Consider the following 20,533-nt stretch of genomic DNA (forward strand, 5'->3'; position numbering starts at 1 on the left):
ATCCTCATACCCCTGTAGGAGCGAGCTCGCTCGCGAAGGTCGTTAACGATGACGATGGGCACCTGACCCCCCGCGGCGTTCTCCGGTTTTTCGCGAGCAAGCTCGCTCCTGCAGCCGAATTCAGGCAGGAAACCCCATGACCGACGCGTTCGAACTCCCCAGCACACTGGTCCAAGCCCTTCAGCGCCGCGCGGCCCTGACGCCGGACCGGGTGGCCTTGCGTTTTCTCGCCGAAACCGAGGATCAGGCTGTGGTGCTCAGTTATCGCGAACTGGACCAGCGGGCACGAGTCATTGCCGGCGCGTTGCAGGCCGAGGCCGATGTTGGCGATCGCGCAGTGCTGCTGTTCCCCAGTGGCCCGGATTACGTCGCGGCGTTCTTCGGTTGTCTGTATGCAGGTGTCATCGCGGTGCCGGCCTATCCACCGGAATCGACCCGTCGTCATCACCAGGAGCGCCTGCTGTCGATCATCAGCGATGCCGAACCGCGTCTGTTGCTGACCAGCGCCGGCCTGCGGGATTCGTTGTTGCACATCGAAGGCGCGCCGCCGTTGTTGTGCGTCGATACCCTCGACAGCGCCCTGGCCGAGCGTTGGGTCGAGCCGGACCTGCAAGACGCTCACATCGCCTTCCTGCAATACACCTCCGGCTCCACCGCCTTGCCTAAAGGTGTGCAGGTCAGCCACGGCAACCTGGTGGCGAACGAATTGCTGATTCGCCACGGCTTCGGCATCGACCTGAACCCTGACGATGTGATCGTCAGCTGGTTACCGCTGTACCACGACATGGGTCTGATCGGCGGTCTGCTGCAGCCGATTTTCAGCGGCGTGCCGTGCATCCTGATGTCGCCGGCCTACTTCCTCGGCCGGCCGTTGCGCTGGCTGGAAGCGATCAGCGAATACGGCGGTACCATCAGCGGCGGGCCGGATTTTGCCTATCGGTTGTGCAGCGAGCGGGTCAGCGAATCGGCCCTGGCGCACCTCGACCTGAGCGGTTGGCGCGTGGCGTATTCCGGCTCCGAACCGATTCGCCTCGACACGCTGGAGCGCTTTGCCGAGAAGTTCGACGTTTGCGGGTTCACTCCAGACAGTTTCATGGCGTCCTATGGCCTGGCCGAAGCCACGCTGTTCGTCGCCGGCAGCCCTCGCAGTCAGGGTATCGGCAACCTGCGGGTAGACGATCGGGCCTTGGCGCAAAACCGAGTCGAGCCGGGCGAGGGCGGCGCAATCATGAGCTGCGGCCTCGGCCAACCGGATCACGCCATACTGATCGTCGATCCCTCGGCGCTCAACGAACTGGCTGACAATACCGTCGGCGAAGTCTGGGCCTGCGGTCCGAGCATCGCCCACGGCTACTGGCGCAACCCCGAGGCCAGCGCCAAGACTTTCGTGCCACACAACGGCCGTACCTGGCTGCGTACCGGCGACCTGGGCTTTATGCGTAACGGGGAACTGTTCATCACCGGGCGCCTGAAAGACCTGCTGATCGTGCGCGGGCACAACCTCTATCCGCAGGACATCGAACAGACTATCGAGCGCGAAGTGGAAGTGGTGCGCAAAGGTCGCGTCGCCGCGTTCGCCGTGAACATCGAAGGGCAGGAAGGCATCGGCATCGCGGCGGAAATCAGCCGCAGCGTGCAAAAAATCCTTGCGCCCGAGGCGTTGATCAAAGCCATTCGCCAAGCGGTGGCCGAGGCGTACCAGGAGGCGCCGGGTGTGGTGGTGCTGCTCAATCCGGGCGCGCTGCCCAAGACCTCCAGCGGCAAATTGCAACGCTCGGCGTGCCGCGATCGTCTGGCGGACGGCAGCCTCGACAGCTATGCGCTATTTCCGGCGGAGGCCAGCGAGCGTGAGGCGCAAACCGAATCGGGCTCTGAGCTGCAAGCCCTGATCGGCCAGATCTGGTGCGAGCAACTGCAGATCAAACAGGTCAACGCCGACGATCACTTTTTCCTGTTGGGCGGCAACTCCATCGCCGCCACGCAAGTGGTCGCGCGTCTGCGCGAAGAACTGGGCCTGGAACTGAACCTGCGCCTGTTGTTCGAAGCGCCAACCCTCGGTGCGTTTACCGCTGCAGTGGTGAAGCAGCAACAGGACGCTGGCCCGGCCCAAGGCTCGATCACCCCTCTGTCGCGCAGCGAAGCCATGGTGCAATCCCTGGCGCAAAACCGTCTGTGGATCACCTGGCAACTGGACCCGCAGAGCAGCGCCTACAACATTCCCGGCGCCTTGCGCCTGCGCGGCGAACTGGATCAAGACGCGTTGCGCGCCAGTTTCCAGCACCTGATCGAGCGTCACGAATCCTTGCGCACACGCTTCTTCGAACGTGACGGCGTGGCACTGCAACAGGTCGATTCCGCCGCCGAATTCAATCTGCAATTGATCGACATCAGCGCCCTGCCAGCCGCCGAGCGTGAAGCCCGCGCGCTGCAAATCCGTGAGCACCAGGCCCGCACCCGGTTCGACCTGGAGAAGGGCCCGCTGCTGTGCGTGACGCTGGTGCGCCTCGATGATGAGGATCACCAGTTGCTGGTGACGCTGCACCACATCATCGCCGATGGCTGGTCGCTGAACGTGCTGATCGACGAGTTCTCGCGCCTGTACGCTGGCGCTTCCCAGGGACAACCAGCGACGCTTGCGGCATTGCCCACGCACTATGCCGACTACGGCAGCTGGCAGCGCCAATGGCTGGCGCAAGGGGAGGGCGAGCGGCAACTGGCCTACTGGAAAACACAGTTGGGTGGTGAGCAACCGACTCTGAGCCTGGCCACCGACCACCCGCGCTCGGCGCAATACCGCTACAGTGCCGCCCGTCATTCCATCAAGCTTGGCGCAACGTTGAGCGATGCCATTCGCCAGACCGCCCAGGCTCACCAATCCACTTCATTCATGCTGTTGCTCGCGGCGTTCCAGAGCCTGCTGCACCGCTACAGCGGCCAGCGCGACATCCGCATCGGCGTGCCCAACGCCAACCGTCCGCGCCTGGAAACCCAAGGCTTGATCGGCTTCTTCATCAACACCCAGGTGCTGCGCGCCGAGGTCGATCCGCGACAGCCATTCGTTGCACTGCTGGCGCAGACCCGTCAGGCCGCGCTGGGCGCACAAGCGCATCAGGACCTGCCGTTCGAACAACTGCTCGAAGCCTTCCCGCAAGCTCGCGAACAAGGCTTGTTCCAGGTCATGTTCAACCACCAGCAACGCGACCTCGGCGCATTGAAACGCCTGCCCGGGCTGCTCGCCGAAGAGCTGCCATGGCACAGCCGCGAAGCCAAGTTCGATCTGCAACTGCACAGTGAAGAAGACCGCAACGGTCGCCTGAGCCTGTCCTTCGACTACGCCAGCGAACTGTTTGATGCCGCCACCATCAAGCGTCTGGCCGAGCATTTCAGCAACCTGCTGCGGGCCGTCTGCGCGCAACCGGACACCGCCATCGCCGACCTGCAACTGCTGGCGCCCAGTGAGCTCCACCAGCAAACGGCCTGGAGCGCGGCACCCTGTACGCCGGCCAGCCAATGGTTGCCGCAGCTGCTCCACGAACAGGCGCGCCTGACTCCCGAGCGCATCGCGTTGATGTGGGATGGCGGCCAACTGGACTTCGCCGAACTGCACGGCCAGGCCAATCGCCTGGCCCATTACCTGCGCGACAAAGGTGTCGGGCCGGATGTGTGCGTAGCGATTGCCGTCGAGCGTTCGCCGCAACTGCTGATCGGCCTGCTGGCGATTATCAAGGCCGGTGGCGCCTATGTGCCGCTGGACCCGGATTACCCGGCCGAACGCCTGGCCTACATGCTCAACGACAGCGGCGCCGAATTGCTGCTGACCCAGACCGGATTGCTCGAGCGTTTGCCGGCTGCCGACGGTGTCAGCGCAATTGCCATGGACGCTTTGCATCTGGATGGCTGGCCGAGCCACCCGCCGGGCCTGCATGTGCACGGCGACAACCTGGCGTACGTGATTTACACCTCAGGTTCTACCGGTCAGCCCAAGGGCGTCGGCAACACCCACGCGGCCCTCGCCGAACGCCTGCAATGGATGCAGGACACCTATCGCCTGAACGACACCGACGTGCTGATGCAAAAAGCGCCGGTCAGCTTCGACGTGTCGGTGTGGGAATGCTTCTGGCCGTTGATCACCGGTAGTCGCTTGCTGCTGGCCGGTCCCGGCGAACACCGTGATCCGCAGCGCATTGCGCAACTCGTTCAAACCTATGGCGTGACCACGCTGCACTTCGTGCCACCGTTGCTGGCGTTGTTCATCGACGAGCCGCTGAGCGCCGGATGCACCAGCCTGCGTCGGGTGTTTTCCGGTGGTGAAGCCTTGCCCGCAGAGCTGCGCAACCGGGTGCTGGCACACCTGCCGGCGGTGCAATTGCACAACCGCTATGGCCCGACGGAAACAGCGATCAACGTCACTCATTGGCCGTGCACAGCCGCCGATGGCGAACGCTCGCCGATCGGGCGCCCGCTGGGCAACGTGGTGTGCCGCGTGCTGGACGCTGATCTCAATCCGGTGCCGGCTGGTGTGCCGGGCGAACTGTGCATCAGCGGCATCGGTTTGGCCCGAGGCTATCTGGGCCGTCCGGGCCTGACCGCCGAACGCTTCGTGGTCGATCCGCTGGGCGAGCCGGGTGCGCGTCTGTATCGCACCGGTGACCGTGCGCGCTGGACCGCCGATGGGGTGATCGACTACCTCGGTCGTCTCGACCAGCAGGTCAAACTGCGTGGCTTCCGGGTTGAACCGGAAGAAATCCAGGCGCGTTTGCTGGCACAGGACGGTGTCGCTCAGGCAGTCGTGGTGGTACGCGAAACGGTGGCAGGCGCACAGTTGATCGGTTACTACACCACCACGGATTGCTCAGAAGACATTGATGCTCAAACCGCACGCCTGAAAACCGCGCTGGCCGCCGAGTTACCTGAGTACATGGTCCCGGCGCAGCTGATGCGCCTGGACGAAATGCCCCTGAGTCCAAGCGGCAAACTCGACCGTCGCGCCTTGCCGGAATCCCAGTGGCAAGCCAGCGAACACGTCGCCCCGGTCACCGCGCTGGAACAGCAAATCGCCGGCATCTGGCGCGAAGTCCTGGGCCTTGCGCAGATCGGTCTGCGCGACGATTTCTTCGCCCTCGGCGGCCACTCGCTGTTGGCCACGCAAATCATTTCCCGTACCCGTCAGGCCTGCGACGTCGAGTTGCCGCTGCGGGCGCTGTTCGAGCACAGTGAACTGGGGGCGTTTGCCGAACAGGTGCAGTTGATTCAAGCCAGCGGCAACACGAACAAGCAGCCACCGATCGAGACAGTCGACCGCAGCCAACCGGTACCGTTGTCTTACTCCCAGCAGCGCATGTGGTTCCTCTGGCAGCTGGAACCGGACAGCCCGGCCTATAACGTCGGGGGCATGGCGCGGCTGCGCGGGGTACTCGACGTCGGACGTTTCGAGGCGGCATTGCAAGCGCTGATCATGCGCCACGAAACCCTGCGCACGACCTTCCCGAGCGTCGATGGCGTGGCCCGGCAACAGGTGCATGCCGACACCGGCCTGCGCATGGACTGCAAAGATTTCTCCGCGCTGGATGCCGACAGCCGTGAGCAACGGGTCCAGCAACTGGCCGACAGCGAAGCCCACACGCCATTCGATCTGGAAACCGGGCCGCTGCTGCGCGCCTGCCTGGTCAAGACCGCCGAGCAGGAACATTACCTGGTGCTGACCCTGCACCACATCGTCACCGAAGGCTGGGCGATGGACATCTTCGCCCGGGAGCTGAGCGCGCTGTACGACGCCTTTGTCGAGGACCGCGAATCGCCGCTGGCACCGCTGCCGGTGCAGTACCTCGATTACAGCGTCTGGCAGCGCCAGTGGCTGGAGTCCGGTGAACGCCAGCGCCAGCTCGACTACTGGACCGCACAATTGGGTCGCGAACATCCGCTGCTGGAATTGCCCGCTGACCGTCCGCGGCCGCCGGTGCAAAGTCATCAGGGCGAACTGTATCGTTTCGACCTCAGCGATGAGCTTGCCGCCCGGGTTCGCGCCTTCAACGCACACCACGGCCTGACCCTGTTCATGACCATGACCGCCGCGCTGGCCGTGCTGCTTTACCGCTACAGCGGCCAGAACGACCTGCGTATCGGCGCCCCTGTCGCCAACCGGATCCGTCCGGAAAGCGAAGGGCTGATCGGTGCGTTCCTCAACACCCAGGTGCTGCGTTGCCAGCTCGACGGCCAGATGTCCGTCGGCGAGTTGTTCGAGCAGGTTCGCCACAGGGTGATCGAGGGCCAGTCCCATCAGGACCTGCCGTTTGACCATCTGGTGGAGGCCTTGCAACCACCGCGCAGCGCCGCGTACAACCCGCTGTTCCAGGTGATGTGCAACGTGCAACGCTGGGAGTTCCAGCAGAGCCGTACCCTGGCCGGCATGACCGTCGAGTACCTGGCCAACGATGCCCGGGCGACCAAGTTCGACCTCAACCTGGAAGTCACCGACCTCGATCACCGCCTGGGTTGCTGCCTGACCTACAGCACCGACCTGTTCGACGAACCGCGCATTGCGCGCATGGCCGGGCATTGGCGCAATCTGCTGGAAGCGCTGCTGGCCGATCCGCAACAGCGCCTCAGTGAGTTGCCGTTGCTGGACGCGAGCGAACAGCAACACCTGCTCGACAGCCTCGGCGTCGAACCGGGCGAGCATCGCCTGGATCAGTGCATCCATCATCTGTTCAGCGAGCAGGCGCTGGTGCGCAAGGATGCGCCGGCACTGACCTTTGCCGGTAAAACCCTGAGCTACGCCGAACTCGACAGCCGCGCCAATCGCCTGGCCTGGATGCTCCGTGAACGCGGGGTGGGCCCGCAGGTCCGGGTGGGCCTGGCACTTGAGCGTTCGCTGGAAATGGTCATCGGCTTGCTGGCGATCCTCAAGGCGGGCGGCGCCTACGTGCCGCTGGACCCGGAATACCCGCTGGATCGCCTGCACTACATGATCGAAGACAGCGGCATCGGTTTGTTGCTCAGCGATGCGGCGATGTTCGATGCGCTCGGTGAGTTGCCGTCCACTGTCGCTCGCTGGTGCCTGGAAGAGGACGCCGCCGAGCTGGCCGATTACCCGGCTACCGAGCTGCCGTTTATCAGCCTGCCGCAACATCAGGCCTACTTGATCTATACCTCCGGCTCCACCGGCAAACCCAAAGGGGTGGTGGTGTCCCACGGCGAAATCGCCATGCACTGTCGCGCCGTGATCGAACGTTTCGGCATGCGCCCCGACGATTGCGAGCTGCATTTCTATTCGATCAACTTTGACGCGGCCACCGAGCGTTTGCTGGTGCCGCTGTTGAGCGGTGCTCAGGTCGTCCTGCGTGCTCAAGGCCAGTGGGATGCGGAAGAAATCTGCGGCCTGATCCGCCGTCACCACATCAACATCCTCGGCTTCACCCCAAGCTACGGCAGCCAGTTGGCCCAATGGCTGGCGACCCGGAACGAGACGCTACCGGTGCGCATGTGCATCACCGGCGGCGAAGCCCTGACCGGCGAACACCTGCAGCGAATCCGCGCGGCGTTCAAGCCGAGCCTGTTCTTCAACGCCTACGGCCCGACCGAAACCGTGGTCATGCCGCTGGCCAGCCTGGCGCCGGAACAGTTGGCAGAGGGCCTGGGCAGCGTACCGATCGGCAGTGTGATCGGCGCTCGCGTGGCCTACATCCTCGACGCCGATCTGGCGTTGGTGCCGCAAGGCGCGACGGGCGAGTTGTATGTCGGCGGCGCCGGTCTGGCGCAGGGTTATCACCAGCGTCCGGGCATGACCGCCGAGCGTTTTGTCGCCGATCCGTTCGCCGCCCATGGTGGGCGTCTGTACCGCACCGGCGACCTGGTGCGTCAGCGCGCCGATGGCCTGGTGGAGTACCTGGGGCGGATTGACCATCAAGTGAAAATTCGCGGCTTCCGCATCGAGCTGGGCGAAATCGAAACCCGACTGCTGGAACACGCAGCGGTCCGTGAAGCGGTGGTGTTGGCGTTCGACGCGCCGAGCGGCAAGCAACTGGTCGGCTACGTTGTCACCGAGTTCGCCGAGCAGCACGAAAGGCAACAAGCCGAACTGCGCGAATCCCTCAAGGCGCACCTCAAAGCGCAACTGCCGGATTACATGGTGCCCGCGCACCTGACCTTGCTGGCTCAATGGCCGCTGACCGCCAACGGCAAACTCGACCGCCGCGCACTGCCGGCACCGGATCCGGAACAGAACCGCCAACAGTACGTGGCACCGGGCAACGCGCTTGAACTGACCCTGGCCGACATCTGGTGCGAAGTGCTGAACGTCGGGCAGGTGGGGCTCAACGACAACTTCTTCGAACTGGGCGGCGACTCGATTCTGTCGATCCAGGTGGTCAGCCGCGCGCGGCAACAGGGCATTCACTTCAGCCCGCGTGACTTGTTCCAGCACCAGACCGTGCAGACCCTGGCGGCCGTGGCGACCCATGCCGAACAGCTCAGCGCCGAACAAGGCCTGATCACCGGTGAGTCGCAGCTGACGCCGATCCAGCACTGGTTCTTCGACACTGAAATCCCCCAGCGTCAGCACTGGAACCAGGCGTTGCTGCTGGAACCCGCTGTGGCGCTGGAACCCCATCGCCTCGAAGCGGCGCTGCTGGCAGTGATCGAACAGCACGACGCCTTGCGTTTACGGTTCTCTGAAAAGGCAGGCCAATGGCAGGCCGGGCACCAGGCGATTTCCGACGCGCCGGTGCTGTGGCAAGTGCGCGTTGCGTCCATGGACAAATGCGCGGCACTCTTCGCCGATGCCCAGCGCAGCCTCGACCTTGCGCAAGGGCCGCTGATGCGCGCGCTGCTGGTCGATGGTCCCGAGGCGCAACAGCGGCTGTTCATCGCCATTCACCACTTGGTGGTGGACGGGGTTTCGTGGCGGGTGTTGCTGGACGATCTGCAAACGGTGTATCGCCAACTGGATGCTCGACAGTCCGTCAAACTGCCGGCAAAAACCAGTGCATTCAAGGATTGGGCGGCACGTTTGCAAGCGTATGCCGGCAGTGAATCCCTGCGCGAGGAATTGAGCTGGTGGCAGTCGCAACTGGCCGGAAACCGTGCTGAATTGCCGTGCGACCGACCGGCGGGTGGCCGGCAGAATCGTCATGCGCAAACCGTCAGCGTACGCCTCGATGTCGAGCGCACTCGGCAACTGCTGCAACAGGCACCGAGCGCCTATCGCACCCAGGTCAACGACTTGCTGCTGACTGCATTGGCCCGCGTGCTGTGCCGCTGGAGTGGTCACGAATCGGCGCTGATTCAACTCGAAGGCCACGGCCGCGAGATCCTGTTCGACGAGATCGACCTGACCCGCACCGTTGGCTGGTTCACCAGCGCTTATCCATTGCGCCTGCTGCCAATGGAAGAGCAGGGCGCCTCGATCAAGGCGATCAAGGAACAACTGCGCGCGGTGCCACACAAAGGCCTGGGTTACGGCGTATTGCGCTACCTGGCCGATGAACCCTGCCGCCAGGCCATGGCTGCACTGCCGGTGGCGCCTGTCACCTTCAACTACCTTGGCCAGTTCGACCAGAGTTTCGGCGACGCTGCACTGTTCCGTCCGCTGGATGAACCGCTCGGTGCCGCGCACGACCCGAAAGCGCCGCTGCCCAACGAGCTGAGCATCGACAGTCAGGTGTACGGCGGTGAGCTGCTGCTGCGCTGGACCTTCAGCGGCGAACGTCATGATCCGCAGACCATCGGTGCGCTGGCGGATGCCTACCTCGGTGAATTGCAGAGCCTGATCGAGCATTGCCTGCAGGACGACGCGGGCGGCCTGACGCCGTCGGATTTCCCGCTGGCCAGGCTGACCCAGCCGCAACTCGATGCGCTGCCGGTGCCGGCTGCGGTCATTGAAGACGTCTACCCGCTGACGCCGATGCAGGAAGGCATGTTGCTGCACACCCTGCTGGAGCCGGGCACCGGCCTCTACTACATGCAGGATCGCTACCGCATCAATAGCGAGCTCGACCCGCAGCGTTTTGCCCAGGCCTGGCAAGCGGTGATCGCCCGTCATGAAGCCTTGCGTGCGTCGTTCTGCTGGAACGTCGGCGAAGACATGCTGCAAGTGATCCACAAGCCGGGCAGCACGCCGATCGAGTACCTGGACTGGAGCGCTATCGCCGAGGCCGAGCAAGAGCCGAGGTTGCAGGCGCTGCTCAAAAGCGAGCGCGAGGCCGGTTTCGATCTGCTCAACCAGGCACCGTTCCACCTGCGTCTGATCCGGGTGGGCGCGGCGCGCTACTGGTTCCTGATGAGCAACCACCACATCCTGATCGATGCCTGGTGCCGTTCGCTGCTGATGAACGACTTCTTCGACATCTACAGCGCCCTTGGCGAAGGCCGGCAAGCGCAGCTGGCGGTGCCGCCGCGTTATCGCGATTACATCGGCTGGCTGCAACGCCAGAGCCTGGCCGAGGCTCGGCAGTGGTGGAAGCACAACCTGCAAGGCTTCGAACGCACCACGCCGATCCCGAGTGACCGGCCGTTCCTGCGCGAACATGCCGGTGACAGCGGCGGCATGCTCGTCGGCGACCGCTACACCCGGCTCGATGCCCGTGACGGTGCGCGACTGCGCGAACTGGCCCAGGCGCATCAACTGACCATCAACACCTTTGCCCAGGCGGCGTGGGCCCTGGTATTGCGGCGCTTGAGCGGTGATCGCGACGTGCTGTTCGGCGTCACGGTGGCCGGGCGTCCGGTGGACATGCCCGAGATGCAGCGCACGGTCGGGCTGTTTATCAACAGCATCGCGCTGCGGGTGCCGATGCCGCAAGACGACCAGCGTTGCAGCGTGCGCCAGTGGCTGAGCGGCTTGCTCGACAGCAACATGCAGTTGCGCGAGTACGAGTACCTGCCGCTGGTGAACATTCAGGAACACAGCGAGCTGCCCAAGGGCCAGCCGTTGTTCGACAGCCTGTTCGTGTTCGAAAACGCCCCGGTGGAAGTCTCGGTGCTGGACCGTGCGCAAAGCCTCAATGCCACGTCGGATTCGGGCCGTACCCACACCAATTTCCCGCTGACCGCGGTGTGCTATCCGGGCGACGACCTGGGCTTGCACCTGTCTTACGACCAGCGTTACTTCGACGAGTCGACCATCGAGCGCATGCTCGGCGAGTTCAAGCGTTTGCTGTTGGCGCTGGTCGAAGGCTTCCATGGCGACATGGCTGATCTGCCGCTGTTGGGTGCCGAGGAACAGGACTTCCTGCTCCATGGCTGCAACCAGAGCGAGCACGATTACCCGCTGGAGCAGAGTTACGTCGAGTTGTTCGAAGCGCAGGTGGCCCGGCATCCACAACGGATTGCCGCCAGTTGCCTGGATCGGCAGCACAGTTACCTTGAACTGAACCACCGCAGCAATCGCCTCGGCCATGCGCTGCTTGCCGCCGGTGTCGGGCCGGATCAGCCGGTGGCGTTGCTGGCCGAACGCAACCTCGAGCTGCTGGGCATGATCATCGGCAGCTTCAAGGCAGGCGCCGGTTACCTGCCGCTGGATCCGGGACTGCCAAGCCAGCGTTTGAGCCGGATCATCGACTTGAGCCGTACCCCGTTGCTGGTCTGCACTGAGGCCTGCCGCGAGCAGGCGCTGGCATTGCTGGATGAGTTCGGTTGTGCCGATCGACCTCGATTGCTGGTCTGGGAAGACGTTCAGGCGAGCGCTGCGTCGATTGCCAATCCGGGCGTCTGCAGCGGGCCGGACAACCTTGCCTACGTGATCTACACCTCCGGCTCCACCGGACTGCCGAAGGGGGTGATGGTCGAGCAGCGCGGCATGCTGAATAACCAATTGAGCAAGGTGCCGTATCTGAACCTGAGCGATGCCGATGTGATCGCACAAACCGCTTCGCAAAGCTTCGACATTTCGGTCTGGCAGTTCCTTGCCGCACCGTTGTTCGGGGCGCGGGTGGACATCGTGCCAAACACCATCGCCCATGACCCGCAAGGTTTGCTGGCCCATGTCCAGAGCCAGGGCATCACCGTGCTGGAAAGCGTGCCGTCGCTGATCCAGGGCATGCTCGCCCAGGAACGCATGAGCCTCGACGGTCTGCGCTGGATGCTGCCGACGGGTGAAGCGATGCCACCGGAACTGGCGCACCAATGGCTGCTGCGCTACCCGGACATCGGATTGGTGAATGCCTATGGCCCGGCGGAGTGCTCGGATGACGTGGCCTTCTTCCGTGTGGACCTGGCGTCGACGCGCGGCAGTTACTTGCCGATCGGTACGCCAACCGACAACAACCGTTTGTACCTGCTCGATGGCGCGCTGGAATTGGTGCCCTTGGGTGCGGTGGGCGAATTGTGCGTAGCGGGCACCGGGGTGGGTCGCGGTTATGTCGGCGACCCGTTGCGCACCGCGCAGGTGTTTGTGCCGAACCCGTTTGGTGCGCCGGGCGATCGCCTGTATCGCACCGGTGACCTGGCCCGGCGTCGCAGTGATGGCGTGCTGGAGTACGTCGGGCGCATCGACCATCAAGTGAAGATTCGCGGTTACCGCATCGAACTGGGTGAAATCGAAGCCCGTCTGCATGAGCAACCGCAAGTCCGTGAAGCGGCGGTCGGCGTGCAGGAAGGGGTGAACGGCAAGCATCTGGTGGGCTACCTGGTAGCGGCTGACTCGGCGCTGGATCCGAGCGAAAACCTGGAGCGCATCAAGCAACGCCTGCGCGCCGAGCTGCCGGAATACATGGTGCCGCTGCACTGGTTGTGGCTCGAGCGGATGCCGCTCAACGCCAACGGCAAACTAGACCGCAAGGCCCTGCCGGCGCTGGAGATCGGTCAGTTGCAGAGCCAGGACTACCAGGCACCGCGTAACGAGTTGGAGCAGACGTTGGCGGGTATCTGGGCCGAAGTCCTGAAAGTCGAGAAGGTCGGCATTCGCGACAACTTCTTCGAACTGGGTGGGCATTCGCTGCTGGCGACGCAGATTGCTTCGCGGGTGCAGAAAACTTTGCAACGCGATGTGCCGCTGCGGGCGATGTTCGAGTGCAGCACGGTGGAGGAATTGGCCGAGCACATCGATGGGTTGGCAGCGAGTGACATCACCGAGGAGAAGGTGGATCGCCTCAATGATCTGATGGCGGAACTGGAAGGGTTGTAGTTCTCCCGCGTCTGTAATGCCCCCTTCGCGGGCAAGCCCGCTCCCACAGGTATCGATAGTCTGCGCAATATATGTGTACGCCATCGCCCCTTGTGGGAGCGGGCTTGCTCGCGAAGGGGCCGGCACATTTTGCGAATATTCGCGCGTTGACTGCTGTTTCCGGCCAGCTCACGCTGCCTCGGCTCTTTCAGTGAACCGCACTTCACCAAGGAATCAGTCAATGCCCTTCGTCACAATAGATGGACAACCGCTTCACTACATCGATCAAGGCACTGGCCCGGCAGTGCTGCTGGCCGGCAGCTATCTGTGGGACCAGGCCATGTGGGCGCCGCAGATTGCCGCCCTGTCGCCACACTACCGGGTGATCGCCCCGGACCTGTGGGGCCATGGCCAGTCCGGGCCGATACCGCAAACAACCACTTCACTGGATGACATCGCTCGTCAGGGCCTGGCCCTGCTCGATCATCTGGACATCGAGCGCGTCACGCTGGTGGGGCTTTCGGTGGGTGGCATGTGGGGCGCGCGCCTGGCCTTGTCGGCGCCCGGGCGAATCAACGGCCTGGTGCTGATGGACAGCTATCTCGGTAACGAGCCGGATCCGACCCGTGAATATTATTTCTCATTGTTGAAGCAGATCGAAGAGACCGGCGTGATCACGCCACAGCTGCTGGATATCATTGTGCCGATCTTCTTCCATCCCGATATCGACCGGGAGTCGACGCTTTATCAGGATTTCCGTGCGTCGTTGGCGGCGCTGCCGTCGGAGCGTCTGCGCCAAAGCATCGTGCCGATGGGGCGGATCACGTTTGGCCGGGATGACCTGCTGCCGCGCCTGGGCGAGCTGGACGCTGAGACCACGCTGCTGATGTGTGGGGACCAGGATCAACCGCGGCCGCCGGCGGAAACCCGGGAAATGGCCGAGTTGATCGGATGCCCTTACGTGCTGGTGCCGGAGGCGGGGCATATCTCCAATCTGGAGAATCCGCAGTTCGTCACAGATGAACTGCTGACGTTTTTGGCCCAGAGCAATTCAGCGGAGCATTGAAAAAAAATCGCAGCCCCCTGTAGGAGCGAGCTTGCTCGCGAAAAACGCAAGGACAACGCATGCATCCTGAAAGAACGCGTTATCGTTGACGACCATCGCGAGCAAGCTCGCTCCTACTTGGGCCCGAGAATCTTCACCAATTTGTCCGGCGACGGCGCACCTTGCTGCTGTTGCAGCTCACCCTTGTCATCCATATAGAAAATCGCCGGGGTCGCAGACAACTCCAGCTCTTCCATCATCTGCATGTTCGCTGCAAGTTTCGCCTGAATCGCCGGCGGCACTTCTTTCAAGGCCTTGAGCGAGCTGCCCTTGCCGGCACCTTCATGATCCTGCAAGGCTTTCTGCGGGTCCTTGGCAGCCAGCAGCGCCGCCGATTTGCCCGGGCTGTCTTCACGGATGATGCCGACCATGATGTGGCGCAGCTGCACCTTGCCGGCCTTCACCCACGGCCGGGCCTGTTCCCAGAACATATTGCAGTAAGGGCAGTTCGGGTCGCTGAACATATAGACGACCCGCGGTGCGTCTTTATTGCCGTCAGCGATCCAGTTGCTGGTTTCCAGTTTGGCCCAGACTTCTTTCGCCATCGGTGCATAAACCAGCTTCTGCAATGGCTCGCTGCTCAGGTCATTGCCCTGGGCGTCATACAGATTGCCCAGCAGAACATGCTTGCCATCCGGCGTCAGGTACAGTGCCATGCCCCGGTTCTGGTACTGCGCCGCATAGCCGCGCAAACCGTCGGGAGCATCGAATTGGCCGACGATTTTCGCACCTTTGGCTTCGATCTTCTTGATCGCTTCGGGCAGTTCTTCGGCAGCCTGCACCGACGGCAGGTGCAGCAGGGTGGCACCCAGGGTCAGCATTAACAGGTGGCGGAGGCGGGGCATGGCAGTTTCCTTGAAGAAGTGGCGGGTGTGGCAGGATTAGAGGTGTCGAAGCTTTCCAGGGCGCGGGCCAGGCTGGCATCCGACAGTTCTCCCAGGTGGCTGCCCAGCAAGCGACCTTCGGGGCTATAGAACAGCGTAGTCGGCAATGCCATGGAGCCGACGGCCTGGCCCAATCGGCCGCCGCCATCGAACAGGACGTTGGACAGGCTCAGGCCCTGGGTTTCCAGATAGGTGCTGACGCTTTGCATGCTTTCGGCCTGGTTGACGAACAGGAAGGTCAGGTCCGGGCGTTGTTGCTGGGCGTTTTCCAGCACCGGCATTTCCCGGCGACAGGGCGGGCACCAGGTGGCCCAGAGATTGATGACCAGCGGGCCGCCCTTGTAGTCGGCCAGTTGCACGGTTTCCCCCGCGGCATTGCGCAGGGTGATGTCCGGCAGGCGTGTGCCTTGCTCGTAAATCGTCAGGGAGTACGTCGCCAGCAGCCAGAACGCCAGACCGCCGGCCACGCCAAATCCCAGGGGGCGGCGCAAGCCGGGGCGACGCCAGCCTCGGTACAAGGCAGCGAGCAGCAGCACGATCACCCCCGGCCAGGCCAGGAAACCGCCGTCACGCAGGTCGATCATCTGCCACGGATCGTCCCGATAATGGGTCCAGTAACGGGCGACAAACCCCACCCGCGCCGCCAGCATGCCCAGCAGGAACAGACTGAACAGCGCCGACTCGGGATTCTCGCCCCCGCGCTTGGCCACCCGCCAGCCGACAAAAGTCGCCAGCGCCAAGGCGCTGATCAACAGCAGGTGGTTCAGCGCAATGGCAAAGGTGCCGAGGGTAAAAGTCAGCATTAATGCGCGTCTCGGGTGGTGGTCCAACGTTGCAGGAAGGTGTCGGCATTGACCTCGCCGGTGATGCGCTGGCTGCGGCGTTCGAGGCCGTCGGCGCCGATCCACAGCAGGCTCGGTGGCCCCGGCACTTTATACCGCGTGAGCAATTCGCGGCTGGCGGCATTGTCGGCGGTGACGTCCAGCCGTAGCAAACGCACGTCGCTCAAGGCTTGCAGCACATGGGCTTTGCCGAACACCTGTTTTTCCATGACCTTGCACGACACACACCAGTCGGCGTAGTAGTCCAGCAGCACCCATTGGCCTTGAGCCTGCGCCGCATCGAGCTCCCGTTGCAGGGCGGCGGGGTCCTTGACTGTGGTGAAGGCGTCGTGACCGACAGGGCTCGCGACGCTGCCCGGGTTGGTCGCGCTATAGACCTGCAACGGCTTGTAAATATCATCACTGCCGCCCGCGGCACCGATCATCAACAGACTGCCCCACAAGCCCAGCAACAGCGAACTGGCGCCGAACAGGTGAGCGACGCGCCCGAACCCATCCGACTGTTTCCAGGCGCTGTAGGCGGCGATCAACAACAAAGCACCCCACAGCCCGACCCACAGGGATTCGGCCAGCACCGGACGCAGCATCAGCAGCGCAGTGGCGAGGAACAGGAAACCGAACACGCCTTTGAGCAGGTTCATCCACGCGCCGGGTTTCGGTAGAAAGCGATTGCCGACCGTCACCAGCAACAGCAGCGGGATGCCGATGCCGATGCCCATGGCGAACAGAATCAGCCCGCCATGCAGCGCATTGCCGCTTTGCGCGATGTAGAGCAGGGCGCCGGCCAGCGGAGCGGTCATGCAGGGGCCCACCAGCAAACCGGAGACGGCCCCCAGGACACCCGCGCCGATGAGGCTGCCGCCGCGCTGGTTGCGAGAGACATTTTCCAGGCGATCGCGCACGGCTACCGGCAATTGCAACTCGAAGAAGCCGAACATCGGCAACGCCAGCAGCACAAACACCGCGGCGAAAGTGCCCAGCAACCAGGGGTTCTGCAGCAATGCCTGCAGATTTGCGCCAAGCAGCGCCGCCAGCACACCCATCGCCGCATACACCAGCGCCATGCAGATCACATAGCTGCTGGCCAAGGCGAATCCGCGTCGGGGCGTGGCACCACTGCCGACAATCAAACCGGCGAGGATCGGCAGCATGGGGAGCGTGCAAGGGGTGAAAGCCAACAGCAGTCCCAGACCGAAGAACACCAGCAGGCTCCAGCCCAGTGCCCGCTGTTGCAGGCCGCTGGCCAAGGCTTGATCGGGTGCTTCGTCAACGGCCGATGTGGCAGCGCTTCCACCCAGATCCACCACCTGGGTTTGCGGCGGATAACACAGGCCGGCATCGGCACAGCCCTGGAAACCCACCTTGATCTGGCCCGTGGCCCCCGCTGGAATCTTCAGCTCCAGGCCCTGGCGATAGACCTGCTGCTCGCCGAAAAACTCATCGCTGTGCGACTCGCCCTCGGGCAACGCAGGTTTGAACTCCGGGGATAATCCGTCGAATTTCAGGCGCTGTTGATAGAGGTAGTAATTGTCGGCGATCTGCCAATAAAGCTGGGTTTCACCGCTTTCGAGACGTTCAGAGGTGAAAACGAACGCTTTGCCGACGGGAAGAAAGTCCGGTTTGGTCGCGAACGGATCAGTCCCTGCCTGGGCCAGGCCCGAGATCAAGAGAGCAAAAAATACAAACAGTCGAAGCATGGGTAGGCCTTGTCCCTGTGCAAGTGATGTGCACAGTGGCGAATGGCGATTAACCGATGATTAACCGCGATGGTCTTGTCGCCGTGGCACTTGCGGCATAATGTCCGCTTAATCGGGCGCCGGCCTAATCACCTTTTATCCACAGGGTTGAGCATGCACGTACTGGTTTGCGAAGACGATGAGCTGATCGCCAGCGGCATTGTCGCCGGCCTCACCGCCCAGGGGCTGACGGTAGAGCACGTCGCCACGGCCTCTGCTGCCCGGGCGATGCTCAAGGTCGCCGAGTTCGACGTGATGGTGCTCGATCTTGGCCTGCCCGATGAGGACGGGCTGAAACTGCTGCAGCAGTTGCGCCATCATGGCCTGGAGATTCCGGTGCTGATCCTCACCGCGCGGGACTCGGTCACCGACCGGGTCGACGGTTTGCAGGCCGGTGCCGACGACTACCTGCTCAAGCCGTTCGACTTGCGTGAGCTCGCGGCGCGCCTGCACACCTTGTTGCGCCGGGTGGCCGGGCGCAGCGTCAACCTGATCGAACACGGTGCGCTGACGTACGATCCGAGCAGTCGCGAAACCATGCTCGGCGGCCAGCCGGTGGACCTGTCGCGTCGTGAGCAGGCACTGTTGCAGGCCTTGTTGCATAACCGTGGCCGGGTGCTGTCCACCGAGCAACTGAAGGACAGTGTCTACGGCTTCAACGACGAACTGGAAAGCAACGCCCTCAACGTGCACATCCATCACCTGCGGCGCAAACTCGGTAACGGCATCGTCGAAACGGTGCGCGGCCTGGGTTATCGCCTGGGGCCGGCGGACGGCGGAGATCAATCGAAGTGATGAGCCTGCGTTTGCGCCTGAGCCTCACGCTGGGCGCCGCTTTTGCGCTGATCTGGGCGCTGGCGGCGGCCTGGATGCTCAGCGACCTGCGTAATCAGATGATGTTTTCCCTCGACCAGCGGCTGGTGGCGTCGGCGCGCATGGTCGCCGGCCTGATGGAGCAATTGCCGGCGTTGCCGAGCAAGGGCGAAGGCACCCATTTCAGCGCCGAGCAACTGACTATCCCCGGCGGCATGGCGTGTCAGGTCAGCTCGTTGCGCGGCGAAATCCTCGCCCGCAGTCACACCGACCCGCAACAAACCCTGGAAGCCGAGAAGATGGGCTTTCACGATCAGATGATCGACGGCACGCCGTGGCGCAGTTTCACCCTGGCCCGCGGCGATCTGCGCATCACCACCGCCGACCGGCAAATCGAGCGCGAAGCCCTGAACATGTCGATCCTGCTGGCCGCCTCGGTGCCGGTAGGCGTGGCGTTGCTTGGCTGCCTGTGCCTGCTCTGGCTGGGCATCGGCCAGGGGCTGGCGCCGCTCAATCGCATGCGCGATGCCTTGAAACGGCGCAATGCCGATTCCCTGGAGCCGTTGCAGATCCAGCCGTTGCCCAGTGAACTGCAACCCTTGCTCGACACCCAGAACCAGCTGTTGCAGCGGATCGGCAAGACCATCGAACGCGAGCGCCGCCTGACCGGTGACGCGGCCCACGAGTTGCGCAGCCCGCTGACAGCGATCAAGACGCACCTGCAAGTGGCGCGCATGACCGAAGGCGCCGCCCGGGATCAGTCCCTGGCCCGGGCCGAAGAAGGCGCCGATCGCCTGCACCGGACCCTTGAACAATTGCTGCTGCTGGCGCGGGTCGAGGGCAGTCTGTCGTTCGACGATGGTGCGCAATGCAGCGCCGAGCAAGTGGCTAAACTGGCGATTCAGGACGCCGCCAGCGGTGACCGCCAGCGCATCAGATTCCAGGTCCCGCCGAAGATTTCCCATGCCCCGGTGCAAATGCCGGCCGTATTGTCCATCGCGGCACTGCGCAACCTGCTGGACAACGCCCTGCGTCACACCCCCGGTGACGGGCCGGTGGAGCTGAGTCTGGAAACCACCGGTAATAGCGTGCAGTTTGTGGTGCGCGACCATGGCCCGGGCATTGCCGAAGAGGATCTGCAACACCTGACCCAGCGTTTCTGGCGCAACGGCCAGAGCACCGGCTGTGGCCTGGGACTGGCGATTGTCCAGGCCATCGTCCAGCGCTGCGGTTGTACCCTGCATTTCGACAGCCGGCCGGACGGGTTGCGGGTCAAGTTGACCATGCCGCTGCAACCGATCTAACCAACACCACACCCCCCTGTAGGAGCTGGCTTGCCAGCGAAGGCGTCCTTTCAGTCACCTTAATGTTGGATGTGCCGCCGCCTTCGCCAGCAAGCCGGCTCCTACAGCTCATCAAATGTAACGCCTCTCCATTGGCATTCGAGCCCCCACCGGCGCTATCGTCTTCGCCAGTTTTGACTCAATGGATTGAGGTGACAACGCCATGGAAGCATCGATACTCATCTGCAAGGCAACCCCCGCCGATGCCGGCATCATCAGCCGCATCGTCGAGCGCTCCATCCGTGTCGGTTGTGCGCTCGATCACCGCAACAATGCGCGAACGGTCGCCAACTGGACCCACAACAAGACCATCGCCCACGTGTTGCCGTGGCTGACCGACCAACGGTTGTATCTGAACATCGCCCTGTTGCAGGACAAGCCGGTCGGCGTCGCCATGGCGGCGATCAGCGGCAGGGTCGCCTTCTGTTACGTGCAACCGGAATGGTTTCGCCGAGGAGCCGGGCGCGCGCTGGTGCGCGACCTCGAGGGCTGGTTGATCGGCCGGGGCTTGCGCCAGGCCCGGCTCAACAGTACTCGAACCAGCGAAGCCTTTTATCGCCACCTGGGTTATCGGCCTTGCGCCAGAACCTTCGCGGTGGCAGGGCTGCGGGCCATTCCCATGCACAAGGGACTGTCGTCACCTTCATGAAAGCGGTTCTGGGGGCTAAATCCCCGAGGCGCCGATGCGTTTCCACAACAGGAAAACCTTTT

Annotated in this window: 8 protein-coding genes; 5 read left to right on the forward strand and 3 right to left on the reverse strand. The window is 63.4% G+C overall.

All coding sequences use genetic code 11. From position 1 onward, the window contains the following. Positions 1 to 136 precede the first annotated feature (136 nt). Complete coding sequence (locus tag ELQ88_RS10200; protein ID WP_138964886.1) at positions 137 to 13,120, forward strand: non-ribosomal peptide synthetase; 12,984 nt, start codon at positions 137 to 139, stop codon at positions 13,118 to 13,120. A gap of 220 nt (positions 13,121 to 13,340) precedes the next feature. Continuing rightward, positions 13,341 to 14,165, forward strand: a complete 825-nt coding sequence (locus ELQ88_RS10205; protein WP_138964888.1) for an alpha/beta fold hydrolase — start codon at positions 13,341 to 13,343, stop codon at positions 14,163 to 14,165. A gap of 113 nt (positions 14,166 to 14,278) precedes the next feature. Here ELQ88_RS10205 and dsbG read toward each other — a convergent pair whose 3' ends face one another. The 3 genes from dsbG to dsbD are packed head-to-tail and all read right to left on the reverse strand — an operon-like array spanning position 14,279 to position 17,627. Next, entirely contained in the window at positions 14,279 to 15,049 is a 771-nt protein-coding gene (dsbG, locus tag ELQ88_RS10210; RefSeq protein WP_138964890.1) for a thiol:disulfide interchange protein DsbG, read from the reverse strand. Further along, on the reverse strand, positions 15,025 to 15,891 hold the full coding sequence (locus ELQ88_RS10215; protein ID WP_128870986.1) for a TlpA disulfide reductase family protein: 867 nt from the start codon (positions 15,889 to 15,891) through the stop codon (positions 15,025 to 15,027). Before ELQ88_RS10215 ends, dsbG begins: the two co-directional genes overlap by 25 nt. Then, a complete protein-coding gene (dsbD, locus tag ELQ88_RS10220; protein ID WP_138964892.1) occupies positions 15,891 to 17,627 on the reverse strand; it encodes a protein-disulfide reductase DsbD in 1,737 nt (578 codons plus the stop codon). Before dsbD ends, ELQ88_RS10215 begins: the two co-directional genes overlap by 1 nt. 153 nt (positions 17,628 to 17,780) lie before the next feature. Here dsbD and ELQ88_RS10225 point away from each other — a divergent pair, with 153 nt between their 5' ends. From ELQ88_RS10225 to ELQ88_RS10235, 3 genes are all read left to right on the forward strand, one after another. Beyond that, complete coding sequence (locus ELQ88_RS10225) at positions 17,781 to 18,461, forward strand: response regulator (protein ID WP_128870984.1); 681 nt, start codon at positions 17,781 to 17,783, stop codon at positions 18,459 to 18,461. Continuing rightward, a complete protein-coding gene (locus ELQ88_RS10230) occupies positions 18,458 to 19,783 on the forward strand; it encodes an ATP-binding protein (protein WP_138964894.1) in 1,326 nt (441 codons plus the stop codon). The genes ELQ88_RS10225 and ELQ88_RS10230 overlap by 4 nt, the downstream gene beginning before the upstream one ends. Positions 19,784 to 19,985: 202 nt before the next feature. Then, on the forward strand, positions 19,986 to 20,471 hold the full coding sequence (locus ELQ88_RS10235; protein ID WP_138964896.1) for a GNAT family N-acetyltransferase: 486 nt from the start codon (positions 19,986 to 19,988) through the stop codon (positions 20,469 to 20,471). Positions 20,472 to 20,533 lie beyond the last annotated feature (62 nt).

The organism is Pseudomonas sp. MPC6 (genome assembly GCF_006094435.1).
Taxonomy (GTDB): domain Bacteria; phylum Pseudomonadota; class Gammaproteobacteria; order Pseudomonadales; family Pseudomonadaceae; genus Aquipseudomonas.

What these genes read in the sequence shown, in the direction of transcription:
- ELQ88_RS10200 (WP_138964886.1), top strand. Translation starts at nt 137, where the DNA reads ATGACCGACGCGTTCGAACTCCCCAGCACACTGGTCCAAGCCCTTCAG.
- ELQ88_RS10205 (WP_138964888.1), top strand. Translation starts at nt 13,341, where the DNA reads ATGCCCTTCGTCACAATAGATGGACAACCGCTTCACTACATCGATCAA.
- dsbG (WP_138964890.1), bottom strand. Translation starts at nt 15,049, where the DNA reads ATGCCCCGCCTCCGCCACCTGTTAATGCTGACCCTGGGTGCCACCCTG.
- ELQ88_RS10215 (WP_128870986.1), bottom strand. Translation starts at nt 15,891, where the DNA reads ATGCTGACTTTTACCCTCGGCACCTTTGCCATTGCGCTGAACCACCTG.
- dsbD (WP_138964892.1), bottom strand. Translation starts at nt 17,627, where the DNA reads ATGCTTCGACTGTTTGTATTTTTTGCTCTCTTGATCTCGGGCCTGGCC.
- ELQ88_RS10225 (WP_128870984.1), top strand. Translation starts at nt 17,781, where the DNA reads ATGCACGTACTGGTTTGCGAAGACGATGAGCTGATCGCCAGCGGCATT.
- ELQ88_RS10235 (WP_138964896.1), top strand. Translation starts at nt 19,986, where the DNA reads ATGGAAGCATCGATACTCATCTGCAAGGCAACCCCCGCCGATGCCGGC.